The following is a 232-nucleotide window of genomic DNA, read 5'->3' as shown; positions in this document are numbered from 1 at the left end:
GAAAACAGACGGCCCTGCAGCAGCGGGTCATTGGTGAAGTCGATACCCGGCACAATGTGGCCTGGGCAGAACGCGACCTGCTCGACTTCAGCGAAGAAGTTATCCGGGTTGCGGTTGAGCACCATCTTGCCCAGCGGGGTGATCGGTACCAGCTCTTCGGGGATGATTTTGGTCGGGTCGAGCAGGTCGAAGTCAAACTTGTGTTCGTCTTCTTCGGCGACGATCTGCACGC

Annotated in this window: 1 protein-coding gene; it reads right to left on the bottom strand. The window is 58.2% G+C overall.

The features are described from left to right. On the bottom strand, window positions 1–232 hold a 232-nt coding region (locus tag AC0L20_RS41935), incomplete at both ends, for a catalase (RefSeq protein ID WP_473295984.1).

It is taken from the genome of Bradyrhizobium sp. Kon58 (assembly GCF_055807455.1).
Note: the sequence above shows the minus strand (reverse complement) of the source record. Positions and strands in the feature narration are given on the sequence as shown.